Source organism: Actinosynnema sp. NPDC023794 (assembly GCF_040639675.1).
Classification (GTDB): domain Bacteria; phylum Actinomycetota; class Actinomycetes; order Mycobacteriales; family Pseudonocardiaceae; genus Actinosynnema; species Actinosynnema luteola.
In genome coordinates, this window is the sequence record NZ_JBFAFR010000023.1 from 62,937 (window position 1) to 78,098 (window position 15,162).

The following is a 15,162-nucleotide window of genomic DNA, read 5'->3' on the forward strand; positions in this document are numbered from 1 at the left end:
TCAGCCGGCCGTGCAGCTGTAGACGCGGAATCCCAACGACACGCCGACTCCTCCTCCGGCCCGTTGCACCAGCACTCCCGCGAGGTCGAACAGCTCCTCGTCCGACACCTCGGCGAGTTCGTGCCGGGTTCCCAGCTCGACCCGCCACACCGCCACGATCGCCGACACGTCGTGCAGGTGGACCTGCTCGGCAAGCGTCTGCTCCGCCACGATCGCGAGTCCCGCCGCCGCGAGCGCCTCGGTGGGCGGAGGAGCCGCGGGCACCACCGCCCCGACCGACTTGTCCGGAATGGTGATGATCACCGGTTTTCCCCGCTCGACCACCCTGGCCATCTCGCGCAGCGCGACCACCGGCTGGTCGAAGAACTGCAGCCCGAGGTTGCACACTACCGCTCCGACGCTGCCGTCCCGCAGCGGCAGGGCGTGCGCGTCGGCGATGAGCGCGTGCACGCGGGCCCGCCCGGCGCGGTGGACCAGTGGCGCCGACCGGTCGCAGGCGATCACCTCGTGGCCGTGCTCGGCGATCGCCGCGGCCACCCTGCCGTCGCCGCACGCGACGTCGAGCACCCGGGTCGGGGGCAGTCCCGCGGCCCAGGACGCGAGGTGCCGGTGGGTCACCGCGAACAGCGGCGCGACCTGCTCGGAGTAGTGCCCGGCGTGTTCCTCGAAGTGCCGGCGGTAGTCGATCGTCATCCCCGGGAGCCGATCGGCACGCCGACGACCGACAGCACCTCGTCCAACGCTTCGAACGCCGTGCGCAGGTCTTCGGGCCGGGTGTAGAGGTACGCGGAGATCCGCAGCACGGGGCGCCCGTCGCCGATCGCGTCGACCAGCGGCTGCGCGCAGAGCTTCCCGGACCGGCACATCACGGAGTAGGAGTCGCTGAGCAGTCGGGCGACCTCGTCCGCGTCCGTGCCGGGCGGCATGCGCAGGCTCGCGATGGCGGCCCGGTCGGTGGCGCCGACACCACCGAGGGGATCCAGGTGGGGTCGCGCCGCGACCAGCCGGTACAGCTCGTCCGCGAGCGCCGCGTCGTGGGCCGCGACCTCGTCCCAGCCCAGGCCGCGCAGGTACTCCAGCGCCGCGCCGAGCCCGTAGACCCCGGCGACGTGCGGAGTGCCCGCCTCGAGGTGGTGCGGCGCGTCCCTCGGTCGGATGCCCTCGGTGTCGACCCAGTCCACGGTGCCACCGCCCAGCAGGAGCGGGTCAAGTGCGCCGAGCCGGCCGTAGAGGACGCCGATGCCGGTGGGTCCGAGCATCTTGTGCGCGGAGAACGCGGCGTAGTCGGCGCCGGTGCCCGCCAGCCGGATCGCCCCGTGCGGCACGGACTGCGCGGCGTCGAGCACGAACAGCGCGCCCGCCTCGTGCGCCATCCGCGCCATCAGCGCCACCGGCGCGTACCGGCCCGTGACGTTGGAGCAGTGGCTGACCGTCACGACCGCCGGGCGCCCGGCGAGCAGCTCGCCGTAGTGGTCGAGGTCGATGGTCGCGTCGTCGTCGAGCCGGATGAACCGGACCCGGGCCCGCCGCCGCCACGGCAGCAGGTTCGAGTGGTGGACGTCCAACGGCGCGAGCACCACGTCGTCCGGGCCGAGCCCGAGCCCGGCGGCGACCATGTTGAGCGCGGCCGTGGTGTTGGGCACGAAAGCCGTCTCGTGCGTGCCCGCGCCGATCTCGGTGGCGGTCTGGGACCGCACCACCTCGAACCGGGTGGAGGCGATGTCGGACAGCATGTGCTTGCCCCGGTGGACGCTGGCGCTGACGTCGCGGTAGTAGCCGGCGATCGCGGCGATCACCGGTTCCGGGGTCAGGGTGGTCGCCGCGCTGTCCAGGTAGACGAGCGGTCGCTCGTCGGCCACCGGACGGGTGATCGGCAGGTCCGCCCGCACGGCCTCGGCGATGTCGGTGCTGGACACGGTAGGTCCTCCCGGTCTCAAGAGAGCGCGGTCGTGCAGGTGAGGAACTTGCCGGAGCGCTCGGACGGCAGGAACGGCGTCACCTCGACCTCGACCCGGCACGCCGGGTCGAGCCGGGCGGCGAGTCGCTCCCGCACCTGCTCCTCCCACTGCCGCACCGCACCGCGGTCCGACATGTAGCGCAGCTCGGCGTGGTCCGGCGCGTGCTGGTGGAAGCGGTAGCTCACCAGGTGCTCCGGCGCACCCACGAGCTCGTCGACCTCGCGGGTGGTCATCCGCGACCCGTCCGCGCACACGGGCGCGTCCCGCCACCGGCCCTCGAAGCGCACGGCCGGGTGCGGGTGACCGCACGGGCAGCCGTCCAGCAGCCGGTAGAGGTCGCCCGTCAGGTAGCGGACCCGGGGCGCGAGCGGTTCGCCGAGGGTGGTCACCACCAGCTCGCCGATCGCGCCCCGGCCCGCGGGGCGGTGCTCGGCGTCCAGCAGCTCCAGCCACAGCTCGGCGACGTTGAGGTGCAGGGTGCCGTGCTCGCACGTGGCGGCCACCCACCCGCACTCCGACATGGTCACCGAGTTCGCGACCGGCATCCCCGCGGGCAACCGGGCGCGGAGCTGCCCGGTCGCGAACGCGGGCGCGAAGTTGTAGGTCAGGATCAGCGCGCGACCGGGGAGCGCCCTGCCGTCCCGCCTGGTGCGGAGCAGGTGCGCCAACCTGGTGGCGTCGCACGACAGGTAGTCGGGCGCCCAGCCGTGGATCTCGTCCCACGCCTTGTCCAACATCTCCTCGGAGGTCGAGTACAGGTCGTGAGAGGAGGGCAGCACCAGCATCCCGTTGGGCAGCAGGCGATCCTCGAACGTCGTGGTGGGCAGCGAGCACTCCACGTCCGAGCAGTTCGGCGCGGCGTAGCGGACGCTGCGCCGGGTGGCGGGGTCGGCGAGCAGCTCCATCAGCGGGCGGTTCACGTCGAGCGCGCCGAACCGCCGCTCGGCCAGGGTGAAGGAGTAGTCCGCGCTGATCAGCCGCTCGTGCGCGGTGCCGGAACTGCGGCTGCGCACGACCATCGGGTCGCTCAGGGTCGCCCCGCGGACGAGCACGCCCGCGGGGAAGGCCTGGCGGTACTCGGCGCGGGTGGTCACCGGCACCCGCCGCAGGTCGTCGGGCCGGCGCACGTCGTCCGGGCGCACCCCGGCCGAATCCATCTTCCGACCGGCCAGCCGGGTGTTCGCGTGTGCGTGGGCCAACGCCTCCCGGAGCCGGGGGAAGGCGTCCGCGGGCATCAGTCCGGGCGCCTCGTGGACGCCCACCTCGGCGCTCACGACCCGATCCCCGCGCCGGCCGTCGAAGCCACGACCGCGGCGGCGAACTCGCGCAACGTCTGCGCCTCGAACATCAGGCGCACCGGCACCCGCCGACCCAGCCGGCTCCGAATCCGACTCACGGCGCGGACCGCCAGCAGTGAATGACCACCGCGCTCGAAGAAGTTGTCGTGCTCGCCCACCTGCACGCCGAGCAGCTCCGTCCACACGGCGCGGACCAGCTCGCGCACCCGCACCACCTCCGGGTCGTCGGTCGAAGCGGCGGCGACCGCGACACCGGCGTCGGTGACATCGGCGACCGGGGGTGTGAACGTCCGCAGGTCGGACAACCGCACACCGGGGTTCTCGGCCGCGGTCGCGAGGAGCGCGAGGAAGGCGTCCGCCGCCGCCTCCGCCCGGGCGGCGTCGAAGTACCGCGCCGAGGCGTGCCAGACCACGTCGTACTCCTCACCGCCCGTGCCGCCGGTGCGCCGCTGCGCGTCGGTGATGAAGATGACGTCGATCGGGAACTTCGACGTGCCGTTGGCGATCGCCTCCTCGAGCACGAGCCGCACACCGGGCAGCGCGAGGTCGGGGAAGGGGGCGTCGTGGAAGTTGAACGTGGTCTGGAAGAGCGGGTTCTCCAGGTTCCTCGGCAGCCTCAGCTCCTCGACGATCGCGTGCAGCGGCGCGCCGTCGTGCGCGTAGCCCGCCAGCAACTCGTCGGCGGTCCTCCGCGCCAAGGTGCGGAAGTCGTCGCCCGGCGACACCGCGGTGCGGATCGCGATGTTGTTCAGCACGCAGCCGAGCATGCGCTCGGCCTCCTCCCACGGCCGGTTCACCACGGCGGTGCCGACGGCGAAGTCGCGCTGACCGGTCAGCGTCCACACGAACGCGTTCCACGCGGCGAAGCAGAACATGAAGGGCGTGACGTTCAGCGCGCCGCTCACGTCCTTGATCTTGGCGACCAGTTCGGCGGACACCCGTCGCCGCACCTGCGTGCCGGACTGGTCGGTCGGCGCGCCGGGCCGCGGGGTGAGGGCGAGCGGCGGCACCCCGCGCAGGTGGTCCAGCCAGTACGGCAGGTGCGCGTGCCCGCCGTGCTCGTCCCACCAGCGCTTCTGGCGGTAGGCGAAGTCGCCGCACTGCATCGGCGGTTCGCGGAGCTCGACCTCGACGCCGGCGACGGCGGCGCGGTAGCGGGCGAGCAACTCGGTCAGGAACACCGAGAACGACCAGCCGTCGTGGGTCAGGTGGCTCTGGCTGTGCACGAGCCACCGCTCGTGGTCGTCCAGGCGGATGAGGCACCAGCGGATCAGCGGTGGCGTGGTCACGTCGAACGGTCGGCGCACGAACTCCTCGGCCAGCTCGCGTGCCGCCGCCCGGCGCCGGTCCGGGCTCGTGCCCGTGTCCCGCAGGTCCACCACCGTCACCGACGGCTCGCCCTCGGGGCGCACCACCTGGTGGGGCACGCCGTCGCGGGCCACGAACGTGGTGCGCAGCACCTCGTGCCGGTCGATGATCCCGGCGAGCGCGGCCCGCAACGCCGCCTCGTCGAGGTCACCGGTGAAGTGGTAGATCGCCTGGAAGTTGTACACCGGCTCGTCGGGCGCGAACTCGTGCATGAACCACAGGCGCTCCTGCAGGTGGGAGAGCGGGGCGTCGGCGCCGGGCGGCCGGTGTGCGGTGAACGCGGGCGCGGACGTCCCGAGCGTCCGGAACCACGCCTCGAACTCGTGGTAGCCGTCGTGCCGCAGGATGTCGGCGGTCGTCACGGAGACGCCGAACCTGGACCGGAGGCGGTTCGCCAGCCGGGCCGCCTGCAGCGACGTGCCGCCGGCCGCGAGGAACCCGGCGTCGCCCGCCGTGCCCAACACCTCCAGCCACGCGTCGCGCAGCGGGTCCCCGGTCGCCTGCCCACCCGCCGCGGCCGACCCGCGCAGTGCCGTGAGGTCGACCTTGCCGCGATCGGTCATCGGCAGCGCGTCCACGAACGTGAGCTCACTCGGCACCATGTGCCGCGGCAGCCTCGCCCGCAGGTACCCGCGGAGCTCCTCGGCCGTCGGCCGGTACGCGGCGGCCACCACGTGCGCGGCGAGCGTGCCGGGCACGTTCTCGCGCGCCGTGATGAAGCAGTCCTCCACTCCGGGGTGCGTGCACAGCACCGTGCGCACCTCCCCGGTCTCGACGCGGTGGCCGGCGACCTGGACCTGGTCGTCGTCCCTGCCCAGGAAGACGAGTGCGCCGCGCGCGTCGACCCGGACCCGGTCACCCGACCGGAACACCCGTCCCAGCGGGGGCAGCTCGACGAACCGCTCGGCCGTGAGCCCGGGGTCGCCGAGGTAGCCGCGCGCGACGGACGCGCCGCCGATCAGCAACTCGCCCTCGCCGCCGGGCGCGAGCGGGGAGCCGTCCGCGAGGCGCAGCTCGGTGCCGGTGACGCCCGAACCGATCGGCACGTCCCCCTCGACGTCGACGGCGGGGTCGAACTCGTGGTAGGTGACCGCGACCGCGGCCTCGGTCGGTCCGTACCGGTTGAACAGCCGGACCCGGGGAAGGGCGTCGGTGATCCGGCGCGCCAGCGCGGCGGGCAGCCGATCACCACCACAGATCAGGTAGCGCAGGTGCGTGGCGCGCCGGAACACCGGCTCGTCGAGCAGCAGCGGCATGATCGCCGGTGGCAGCCGGACCGCGGTGATCTCCTGGTCGACGAGCGCCGTGGCGATGGCGAACGGGTCCAGGTGGTCGCCCTCGGGGAGGGACACCACCGTGGCTCCCGCGCTCAACGGCCAGAAGAAGTCGGTCAGGGCCGCGTCGAACGTGTACGGGGCGACTTGCAACAGGCGGTCGCCGGGGCCGAGCGGCAGTGACGCGGCGAGCCAGTCGAGGTGTGGTGCGAGGTTGCGGTGCTCGACGACCACGCCCTTGGGCTCACCGGAGGACCCGGAGGTGTAGATCGCGTACGCCGCGGCTCCCGGGTCCGCGGAGGCGGTCGTCTCCCCCGCTCCCGCGACTGCGGGGCCGTCCAGGTCGAGCACCCGGATCCCGTCGTGGGTGAACCGCGACCGCGTCGCGCCGTGCACGACCACGGCGGCGGGCCGGCAGTCGGCGACGATCTTCGCGCGCCGGTGCGCGGGCTCGTCGAGACCGAGCGGCACGAACGCCGCGCCGGCCCGCAGGACACCCAGCACGGCGACCGCGATGTCCGGCCCGCGTTCGAGGAAGAGGCCCACGAAGTCGCCTTGCCGGACGCCGGCGTCGACGAGCCGGGCGGCGAGTCGGCCGGAGCGCTCCGCCAGCCCGGCACGGGACAGCCGCTCCCCCACACCGACGCAGGCCGGGGCGTCCTCGGCCGGCGACAACGCACCCAGCACCGCAGCGTGCAACGATCCCGTACGCGCCACTTGTCCCCCTTGGTCCTCGACCGTCAGCAGTCGCCTCGATCCGACCACGGGCAGCGGGGACCGTCATCCTGACGACCGTCAGGGGGTGCGTCGCGCGAGAAGTCGGCAGGCACGTCGCCGGAGCCGTCGAGGTACCGGCTGCCGCCTGCTCACGGGCGGCGGGAACGCGGCCGGTACGCCGAGCCGTGTCCCCGCCCGTTGGAGGCGAGGACACGGCGGTGGCAGTGCGTGATCTGTCGGAGCACCACTGCCGGTCCTTCAGGGGCTACTTCGACGGTGCGACCAGCCCGGAGCCGCCCGCCCGCGCGGCGTCGAAGCGGCGGGTCACGTCGGCCCAGTTCACCAGCGACCACAGCTTCTGCACGTAGTCCGGGCGCACGTTGCGGTACTGCAGGTAGTAGGCGTGCTCCCACGCGTCGAACACCAGCACCGGGGTCGTGTTCATGCCGACGTTGCCGTGGTGGTCGTACACCTGCTCCACGACCAGGCGCCGCGACAGCGGCTCCCAGGCGAGCACGCCCCAGCCCGAGCCCTGCACCAGCGTGGTCGCGGCCGAGAGCTGCTTGGCGAACGCGTCGAACGAGCCGAAGTGCTCGTCGATGGCCGCGGCCAGCTCGCCGTCGGGCCGGTCGCCGCCGTCCGGGCTCAGGTTGTCCCAGAACATCGTGTGCAGCACGTGCCCCGACAGGTTGAACGCGAAGGTCTTCTCCAAGCCGACGATGCCGGAGAAGTCCTCCTTCTCCCTGGTCTCGGCGAGCCGTTCGAGGGTGTCGTTCGCGCCCTTGACGTAGGCCGCGTGGTGCTTGCTGTGGTGCAGCTCCAGGATCTCCCCCGTGATCGCGGGTTCGAGGGCCGCGTAGTCGTAGGGCAGGTCGGGCAGCACGTACTGGCTCATGAGGCGCTCCGGAACTCCGTGGTGGCTTATTGCCACTCTCTAGCAAGAACCAGCTCTTGGCAATGTGGCGCGGCCGGGCCTCGCGCGTGAAACAGCCGTCTCATCACGGGAACCGGTGTCGGGTCGTGCACGACCACTTGTGCAAGGGCCCTTCCACGTTGAGCCCGATTGCAGGACAGCGGTGGGGACCGGGACGAGGAACCCGGTTTCCACCGCACCGCACGCGCCGCCGGTCCACGTCACCACCCACTCCCGGAGGCACTTGGAGGCCAACGATGTTGTTGCCGCACGACGAACCGAGCGCCTGTCTCGACGCGACCTCCGACGAGTTCGCCGACGACACGACTGCCGGAGTCCTTGTGCCGCGATCACCCGTCACCCCGACCGGCCGGGGCCCGGCTCGCCGACGCGGAACGGACCGACCTTCGCGACGCCGCGTCCAGGAAGGCGCTGTCGGCCGGGCCGCGCGCGATCCGGCGCGCCGACCCGGCTGAGGTCGCCGCCGCTCTGGCCTCGACGGCGGCGACCAGCCCGTACTTCACCGTCGACGAGGATCGCACCGGCGAGCTGCTTCGCTCGTTGCACGACGATCCGGACGCCTTGACCGACGCCGTGCGGCAGGTCGGTGCGCACTTCGGGATGACCGAGGCGCGCGTGGCCGCCTCGACCCTGCAGTTCCTGGTGGCGGCCGGGCTGTGGTCGGTCGCCCTCGGCGCGCTGGCCGGCGGCGGTGTCGTCCCCGACCTGGACCGGTTGCGGTACCGCATCGGCGAGGACGCCTCCGTGCGGCTGTCCCTGCCCGAGCCGGGCGGCTGGACCACCACCGGCGACCCGACCCCGCTGCTCCTGCGCGCTGTCGTCGAGGAGCACATGAAGCCGTTCCACACCGGGTTGCGCTCCGTCGCCAGGGTCGCCGACGGTCTGCTGTGGGGCAACGCCGCGGCAGCCCTGCGCAGCGCCCTGCGGTCGCTGCCCGCGGACCTCGGCGACCTCGGCGACCGCCTGCTGACCGCACCGACGCTGCGCGACGCGCTGTCCCCCGACGGCACCCGCCGCAGCTGCTGCCTGTTCTACCGCGCGCCCACCGGCCACACGTGCCGCGCGTGCCCGCTGTCACCAGGCAGAGGGGGAACCACACGTGACAGGTGCCGCGTCGAGCACCGGGCGGGCGGGCCGGCTCTCGGCGGAGGATGCCGGGGTGCGTGTCCACCGGTTGGCTGCCGAGGATCACGGGTTGCTCCACATCGCGAGATGTGACTGTTCACCGACGAGGCCGACCACGCCGCGAAGGCCCTGTACGAAGCCACCGGCGGGCGAACCCGTGCCGCATGACGATGCGGGCTGCTGGTGGCGACCCGACACCGCCGCATCCCGGTGATCCCTGCGGCGGGCTCGCGGGTGGGCGCCCGCCTCGGCTGCGTCCAGGCCGCCTGCGCGAGATGTGTCGGCATCATGGGCCGATGCGCGTCCACACCGCTCACGAGGGTCCTCTTGGTGATCATTTCGCCCACCGTGCGACCGACAGCCCCTACAACGCCCACACCGACCGGCCGGCAGTGCTCGCCTTGGCAGGCGACGTCTCGGGGTTGAGCGTCCTCGACGTGGGCTGCGGCGCAGGGCACTACATCGCCGAGTTGCGCGCGCGGGGAGCGGGCGAGGTCGTCGGGGTCGAAGGCGGTGAGACGATGCTCGGTCACGCGCGCGAGCGCATCAGGGACGACCCGGCGGTGACGTTGCACCACCACGACCTGGAAGAACCGCTGGCGTTCCTCGCCGACGACTCGTCCGACGTCGTGGTGATGGCCCTGGTGCACCACCACGTCGAGGCCCGCCGGCAGCTGCTCGCCGAAGTGCACCGACGGGCGGTGTCCTGCTGGTGTCCACGACTCACCCGACCGCCGACTGGACGTGGCACGGCGGGTCCTACTTCGACGAGGAGCGCGTCACGTCGAGCGTGGGTGACGGGTTCACCGTCAGCTATCGCCGCATGACGCTCCAGACGTTCCTGAACGAGCTCCTCGACGCCGGGTTCACGGTGGAGCGCGTCGTCGAACCGCAGGCCACCGAGGAAGCCCGCCGCATCGACGAGCGGCGGTTCCTCAAGACGCGGCAGACGCCGTTCTTCCTCGCCGTCAGGATGCGGAAGACCAGGTGACGGGGAGCTGGTCCAGGCCGCGCGCCATCCGGCCGCGCCGCCAGGACAGCTCCTCCACGCCGACCGCGAGGCGCAGGTCCGGGAAGCGGCGCAGCAGGGAGCCGGTGGCGACGCGCAACTCCGCCTTCGCCACCATGGCCGCCACCATCGGCCTCATGCGCGAGCACGCCGTCTTCGCCGGCCTGTCCACCGGCGCGGCCCACCTGGCGGCTAAGTGGGAGGCCGCGCGCGATCCGCTGCGCACGCACGTCGTCATCGGCGCGGACACCGGCCACCGCTACACCGAGCGCGTCTTCACCCGCCACCGCGAAGCCGTCGACCCCGCGCTGCTCGACCCCGTCGAGATCGGCTCGCTCGACGAGCTGACCCCGCCGTGGGCCGCGATCGACTGGGCACGACGCCCGCACGGACCGGCCGTCCCCGCCCAGGAACGTGTTCAGGAACGCAGGAAGGACCCCGTGCCGTGACCATCGTGCTGCTGGAAGCCCTCACCTTCGGCCTCGGCCGCCTCGCCGACGCGGCCCGCGCCGAGGGTCACGACCTGGTCCTGCTCACCGGTGACCGCTCGATCTACGCGCACGAGCTGTCCCGCTGCGGCGACCGGGTTCGTGTGGTGGACGTCGACACCACCGACGTGGTGGCGTGCGAGCGGGCGCTGAGAGGCGTTCCCGACCTGGCCGGGCTGATCAGCTCCACCGACACCTGGGCGCTGCCCGGCGCGGACCTGGCCGCACGTCTGGGCTTGCCCGGTCCCGTCCCCGACGCGGTGCGCGTGCTGCGGGACAAGGCCGCCGTCCGGGCCAAGCTCCACGAGCACGGCCTGAGTCGCAGCGGCCCGCTCGACCCGAACACCGCCGAGGCGTTCCCTTTGGTGCTCAAGGACTCCGCAGGCACGTCGTCCCGCGCGGTGTGGCTGGCGCGCTCCCCCGCCGAACGCGACGCCGCCCTCGGGCAAGCGGCCGTCACCCCGCTCAAAGGCCGACTGATCGCGGAACCCTACTTCGAGGGCCCCCTCTACAGCGCCGAAACCGTCACCTGGCAGGGCGAGACCCGACTGCTGGGCTTGCTCAGCCGGGTCATGTCCCCCGAACCGCTGCGCCGGGAGGAGGCCTCCGGGTTCCCGGTCGCCTTCCCGGACTCCGCCCACGCCGCGCTGGCCGACTGGATCAGCCGGGTGCTGCGAGCCGCAGGGCACGAGCGCGGCTTCGCGCACACCGAGTTCGTGCTCACCGCCACCGGTCCCGAGGTCGTCGAGATCAACGCCCGCATCGGCGGCGCCCTCGTCGGCGAGGCGCTGTGCCGGGCCTTGGGCGTCAACGCCTACGACTCGATGGTCCAGATCGCCCTCGACCGGCGACCCGACCTGCTCGACGGCGCGGCGGGTGGGGGCACCGCGACCGGATTCGTGGTCGTCTACCCGCGCGAAGCCGGCGTGCTGGAAGGCTGGACCGGTCTCGACCGGCTGCCCCACCTGCCCGGGAATCCCGAGTGGTACCCGACCGCGAGCCCTGGCGACGTGCTGGAGCACCTGACCGACCAGCGCTCCGGCACCGGCATCGTCCTCGCCGAGGGCCCCACCGCCGAACTCGCCCTGCACCGCGCCCAAGCCGCCGCGGGCGGCATCATCCCGGTGGTCCGGGGCGAACGCGTCGACGCGGCGGTGTGACGGTCGCCTGTCCTGGGATCACACCTGGGACTCGGCGAGCAGCCGCAGGGCCAACGACTTGAGCTCCGCGTCGGCGTGCGCGGCGTTGCCCGAGTCGAACGGAGGTCGCGGGTCGTACTCCGCGGCCAGCTGGATCGCCCGCGCCGTCCTCTCCCCCGTCATCAGCGACGCCAGGTACAGCGCCATGTCGATGCCCGCCGAGACACCGGCCGCCGTGATGATCTTGCCGGAGCGCACGTAGCGCTCGGGCCGGTAGGTCACGTCGAACGCGGTGCTCAGGTAGTCGGCCGAGGCCCAGTACGTGGTGGCCTCACGGCCGTCCAGCAACCCGGCCGCGGCGAGGACGAGCGAGCCGGTGCACACCGACGTGGTCCAACGGCTGCGCCGGTGGACCCGGCGGATCCAGTCCAGGAGCGCCTGGTTGCCCATGGCCCCGACCGTGCCCCGCTCGCCCGCGCCCGGGACGAGGACGACGTCCAGGTCGTCCACCTCGGCGACCGACCGGTCGGCCACGAGCGCCACGTCCCCGGTGTCGGTGCGCACCGGCCCGCGCCGCTCGGCGACCATGGTCACCGTGGCGCCGGGCAACCGGGCCAGGACCTCGGCCGGGCCGGCGGGGTCCAACAGGCTGAAGCCGTCGTAGAGCAGGATCCCGATCCTCGGCCCCGCGCCGGGTGGACGCCCGGCCGGCGAGGCGTCGGCCTGCGCGGTCGGGGCGTGCGCGGTGGCGGCCAGCGCGGCGGTGGCGGCGCCCGCCCGGAGCAGTGCCCTGCGTGTCGTCTTTCGCGTCATGGCACCGGAGTGTCGCCGCCGGCGGTGACCTGTGCCCGCGGCATGTCCGGCATCTTGCGGATCGTGTCCGCGCTCGCGCCGTAGTGGTCCAGCAGCGCCTGCCGCAGCGTCTGCGCCGACCCGAACCCGCAGCGGCGGGCGACCGCGTCCAGCGCCAGCCCGCTGGAGCGCACCAGGTGCACCGCCGCCTCGGCGCGCGCGGACCGCACGGCCCGGGCCGGGGTCGTGCCGAGGTGGGTGGCGAACAGACGGGTCAGGTGCCGTGTGCTCACGCCCGCGCGAGCCGCCAGCGCCGCGGGCGTCAGGTCGTCGGCCAGGTGGCTCGCGATGTAGCCGGTGAGGTCCCGGACCAGCCGGTCGCCCGGCGGCGGGGCGGCCAGGAACGTGCTGATCTGCGCCTGGTCGGCGGGCCGGTGCAGGTAGGTGACCAGCTCGCGGGCCACGGCGCGGGCCAGTGTCGACCCGTGGTCGTCCTCGATGAGCGACAACGTCAGGTCGAGGGCGCTGGTCACGCCGGCGGAGGTGTAGACGTTGCCGTCACGGATGTAGAGCGGCCCGACGTCCACCGCGACCGCCGGGTGCCGAGCGGCGAGCCGGTCGCCGTAGCCCCAGTGCGTGGTGACCCGGCGGTCGTCGAGCAACCCGGCGGCGGCCAGCACGTCCGTGCCGGTGCACACCGACGCGACCCGCCTGCTGCGCGCGGCCAACCGCCGCACCTGCGCCACCAGCCGCTCGTCCGCCGCCGCCCGCTCCGACCCGACGCCACCCACGACGAGCAGCGTGTCCAGTCGTCCGGTCACCGCTTCCAGCCCGCGCCCGGCGCCCAGCGTGATGCCGCCCGAGCTGCGGGCCGCCCGACGGCCGAGCGTGCCCAACTCCACGTCGTAGGGCGGGCTCGCGCCGTAGCGGTTGGCGATGTCGAGAGCCCCGGCGGGGCAGGCGATGTCGAGGATCTGCGCGTCGTCGTAGGCCACGACGAGGACGCGCAGCCGATCGTCCACCGGTCTCATCACCGGGCCGTCCGAGCGGTGCCGGGAACGACAGCGGGGTCGAGGCGACCTCTGGACATCGGACTCCGGAAGGTTCGCTGTGGTGCGCCGTGGCTTCGCCCGTCGTCGGTCGATGCGTGACGCCAGGACGGTGGGTCAGGACCATCCCGGCGTGTCTGTGGCATCAGGCGGCTCGGCGGTGGGCGGTGGGTCGGAGGTGGCGCGTTCGTCCGCGACGTCCGCCCGGCTGCGGCGCGACGTCGTCTCCGTCGGAGTCGTCGCGGTCGCTGTGGTCGTGATCGTGCTTGGCGGGGGTCCCCCGCGTCGGCTGCCCCCGGTGGGCGCGGGCGACGAGGTAGAGCAGGAGCAGACCGGCGAGCAGGGGCAGGTGCGAGACCACCCGGGTGGCGGTCGCGGTGCCGGCGAGCAGGTCGTTGACGGAGAACGCGACCAGCACGGCGACGAACCCGCCCAGGGTGGGCAGCAGCCCGGAGGCCCGGTGCGCGTTCACGGCGGCCACCAGCAGGCCGATGCCCAGCGCGAGGTTCCACGCCGCGCCCTCGTTGAACAGGTGCGTGGAGATCCCGTGCCCGGGATGCCCGCCGGTGGCCCCGGCGAGCAGCTGGTCGAGACCGAGCCACAGTTGGACGATGGCGACCGCGGCGAGGGCGAGGCGCGGGGTCAGGGCGGTGTGACGGGGTGGGGCGGCGGCCAGCACGGCGTCGACCAGGTCCGGTTCCGGCCCGACAGGCCGGACGCGGATGGTCCTGGTCAGCGCCTGTGCGCTCGCCTGCCAGCTGGTGCAGGCGGTGCACTGTGCCAGATGCGCGTCCGTCTCGGCGGCGGCTACGGGCTCGGCCTCGCCGTCCAGGCGGGCCGAGAGCGCTTCACGGCAGGTTTGGCAGTCCACACACCAATTGTCGCTCCATTCGGCTCACGAGTTCCCGACATCGGGTGGATACGATCCGGAATCGTGAAAGCATCCGACGACGAGGTGACGCGCTGGGCGCTCGATGCGCGTTCCGGCGACCGCGACGCCCTGGAGCGCTTCGTCCGCGCCACCCAGCGCGACGTGTGGCGCTTCGTCGCCCACCTGTCCGATGTCGGGCTCGCCGACGACCTCGCGCAGGAGACCTACGCCCGCGCCCTGCCCAGCCTGCGCCGCTTCGCCGGCCGCTCGTCTGCCCGCACCTGGCTCCTGGTCATCGCCCGCCGCGTGGTCGTCGACCACATCCGCGTGGCGCAGTCCCGCCCCCGCCTGTCGCCGGGTGCGGACTGGGCCCGGGAAGCCGACCGCAAGGCGGCCCACAGCGGCTTCGAGGACGCGGTGGAGCTCAACGTGCTGCTCGACGCACTGGCCCCCGACCGCCGCGAGGCCCTGGTGCTCACCCAGGTGCTGGGCCTGCCCTACGCCGAGGCCGCCGAGATCGCCGGCTGCCCGATCGGCACCATCCGCTCCCGCGTCGCCCGTGCCCGCGAGGACCTGCTGCGCGCGGCCGGCGACGAAGCCACCGAAGTCGGCTGAGCACACGTGCCGGCGACTCCTGGACGTCGAGGCGTCCCCCGATCACCTTCTCGGAAGAACTGCCGCGCGCCGACGGGGTACTGGTCGTTGATCCACCACGGCACCGGCCCTGCACGCAGCCGCTGCCTTCTCCGCGTGGTCGGAGTCCGTCCGGTGGGCCGCTCGTGATGGCGATCGTCGCCGGGGTGCTCGCAGTGGCCTTGGTCGCGGGATGTGGCCTGGTGATCGGCATGGGCGACGTCGGCGACCGGGTGGCGCGGTTGTCCCCCTTGGCGAAGCTCGGCCTGTACGGGGCCGTTCTGGTGCTGGTGGCGGCCACGGCGTGGACGCTCGGCTCCGCGGTCGGGCCGATCCACGACCAGCCCTCGTCACCGATCCAGGGCACCGATCACCGCGACGACGGCGAACACGGCGACTGACCGCCACGGTCCTCCTCGCGCTGCGGGTCGGCCCGCCGATCCGGCGACGGCGTCGGTCCGGGCGCGGCCACGTCGGCAGGCTCCGGCCCAGCAGCGGGATCGCCCC

General features: G+C 73.4%; 16 protein-coding genes. 7 read left to right on the top strand and 9 right to left on the bottom strand.

The window, feature by feature from the left end:
* The 5 genes from AB0H12_RS33000 to AB0H12_RS33020 all read right to left on the bottom strand — a co-directional run bounded on the left by AB0H12_RS33000 (position 1) and on the right by AB0H12_RS33020 (position 7,510).
* On the bottom strand, positions 1-693 hold the full coding sequence (locus AB0H12_RS33000) for a class I SAM-dependent methyltransferase (RefSeq protein ID WP_499628314.1): 693 nt from the start codon (positions 691-693) through the stop codon (positions 1-3).
* Positions 690-1,916, bottom strand: a complete 1,227-nt coding sequence (locus AB0H12_RS33005; RefSeq protein WP_499628315.1) for an aminotransferase class V-fold PLP-dependent enzyme — start codon at positions 1,914-1,916, stop codon at positions 690-692. Before AB0H12_RS33005 ends, AB0H12_RS33000 begins: the two co-directional genes overlap by 4 nt.
* A gap of 17 nt (positions 1,917-1,933) precedes the next feature.
* Positions 1,934-3,232 carry a phenylacetate--CoA ligase family protein gene (locus AB0H12_RS33010; RefSeq protein ID WP_499628316.1) on the bottom strand — a complete coding sequence of 433 codons (1,299 nt, stop codon included), beginning with the start codon at positions 3,230-3,232 and terminating at the stop codon, positions 1,934-1,936.
* On the bottom strand, positions 3,229-6,615 hold the full coding sequence (locus AB0H12_RS33015) for an amino acid adenylation domain-containing protein (protein WP_499628317.1): 3,387 nt from the start codon (positions 6,613-6,615) through the stop codon (positions 3,229-3,231). Before AB0H12_RS33015 ends, AB0H12_RS33010 begins: the two co-directional genes overlap by 4 nt.
* 265 nt (positions 6,616-6,880) lie before the next feature.
* Positions 6,881-7,510 carry a superoxide dismutase gene (locus tag AB0H12_RS33020; RefSeq protein WP_499628318.1) on the bottom strand — a complete coding sequence of 210 codons (630 nt, stop codon included), beginning with the start codon at positions 7,508-7,510 and terminating at the stop codon, positions 6,881-6,883.
* Positions 7,511-7,867: 357 nt separating this feature from the next.
* On the opposite strand from AB0H12_RS33020, the gene AB0H12_RS33025 reads away from it, so the two are divergent.
* From AB0H12_RS33025 to AB0H12_RS33035, 3 genes are all read left to right on the top strand, one after another.
* Positions 7,868-8,767, top strand: a complete 900-nt coding sequence (locus tag AB0H12_RS33025; RefSeq protein WP_499628319.1) for a (2Fe-2S)-binding protein — start codon at positions 7,868-7,870, stop codon at positions 8,765-8,767.
* 203 nt (positions 8,768-8,970) lie between these two features.
* Positions 8,971-9,501, top strand: coding sequence for a class I SAM-dependent methyltransferase (locus AB0H12_RS33030; protein WP_499628320.1), 531 nt, complete (start codon positions 8,971-8,973; stop codon positions 9,499-9,501).
* Positions 9,498-9,665: a hypothetical protein gene (locus AB0H12_RS33035; RefSeq protein ID WP_499628321.1), complete on the top strand. Its 168-nt coding sequence runs from the start codon at positions 9,498-9,500 to the stop codon at positions 9,663-9,665. Before AB0H12_RS33030 ends, AB0H12_RS33035 begins: the two co-directional genes overlap by 4 nt.
* Here the strand turns inward: AB0H12_RS33035 and AB0H12_RS33040 are convergent.
* Positions 9,643-9,822 carry a hypothetical protein gene (locus AB0H12_RS33040; protein ID WP_499628322.1) on the bottom strand — a complete coding sequence of 60 codons (180 nt, stop codon included), beginning with the start codon at positions 9,820-9,822 and terminating at the stop codon, positions 9,643-9,645. The genes AB0H12_RS33035 and AB0H12_RS33040 overlap by 23 nt on opposite strands.
* Between AB0H12_RS33040 and AB0H12_RS33045 the strand changes: the two genes are divergently transcribed.
* Complete coding sequence (locus AB0H12_RS33045; RefSeq protein ID WP_499628323.1) at positions 9,821-10,132, top strand: hypothetical protein; 312 nt, start codon at positions 9,821-9,823, stop codon at positions 10,130-10,132. The genes AB0H12_RS33040 and AB0H12_RS33045 overlap by 2 nt on opposite strands.
* Positions 10,129-11,331, top strand: coding sequence for an ATP-grasp domain-containing protein (locus tag AB0H12_RS33050; RefSeq protein ID WP_499628324.1), 1,203 nt, complete (start codon positions 10,129-10,131; stop codon positions 11,329-11,331). The genes AB0H12_RS33045 and AB0H12_RS33050 overlap by 4 nt, the downstream gene beginning before the upstream one ends.
* 18 nt (positions 11,332-11,349) lie before the next feature.
* Here AB0H12_RS33050 and AB0H12_RS33055 read toward each other — a convergent pair whose 3' ends face one another.
* The 3 genes from AB0H12_RS33055 to AB0H12_RS33065 form a co-directional block, all read right to left on the bottom strand.
* A complete protein-coding gene (locus AB0H12_RS33055) occupies positions 11,350-12,123 on the bottom strand; it encodes a DJ-1/PfpI family protein (protein ID WP_499628326.1) in 774 nt (257 codons plus the stop codon).
* Positions 12,120-13,124 carry a GlxA family transcriptional regulator gene (locus AB0H12_RS33060; protein ID WP_499628327.1) on the bottom strand — a complete coding sequence of 335 codons (1,005 nt, stop codon included), beginning with the start codon at positions 13,122-13,124 and terminating at the stop codon, positions 12,120-12,122. Before AB0H12_RS33060 ends, AB0H12_RS33055 begins: the two co-directional genes overlap by 4 nt.
* 172 nt (positions 13,125-13,296) lie before the next feature.
* Positions 13,297-14,022, bottom strand: a complete 726-nt coding sequence (locus tag AB0H12_RS33065; protein WP_499628328.1) for a zf-HC2 domain-containing protein — start codon at positions 14,020-14,022, stop codon at positions 13,297-13,299.
* Positions 14,023-14,082: 60 nt separating this feature from the next.
* Between AB0H12_RS33065 and sigC the strand changes: the two genes are divergently transcribed.
* Positions 14,083-14,637, top strand: coding sequence for an RNA polymerase sigma factor SigC (gene sigC, locus AB0H12_RS33070; protein ID WP_499628363.1), 555 nt, complete (start codon positions 14,083-14,085; stop codon positions 14,635-14,637).
* Positions 14,638-14,822: 185 nt separating this feature from the next.
* Positions 14,823-15,056: a hypothetical protein gene (locus AB0H12_RS33075; RefSeq protein ID WP_499628329.1), complete on the top strand. Its 234-nt coding sequence runs from the start codon at positions 14,823-14,825 to the stop codon at positions 15,054-15,056.
* Positions 15,057-15,162 lie beyond the last annotated feature (106 nt).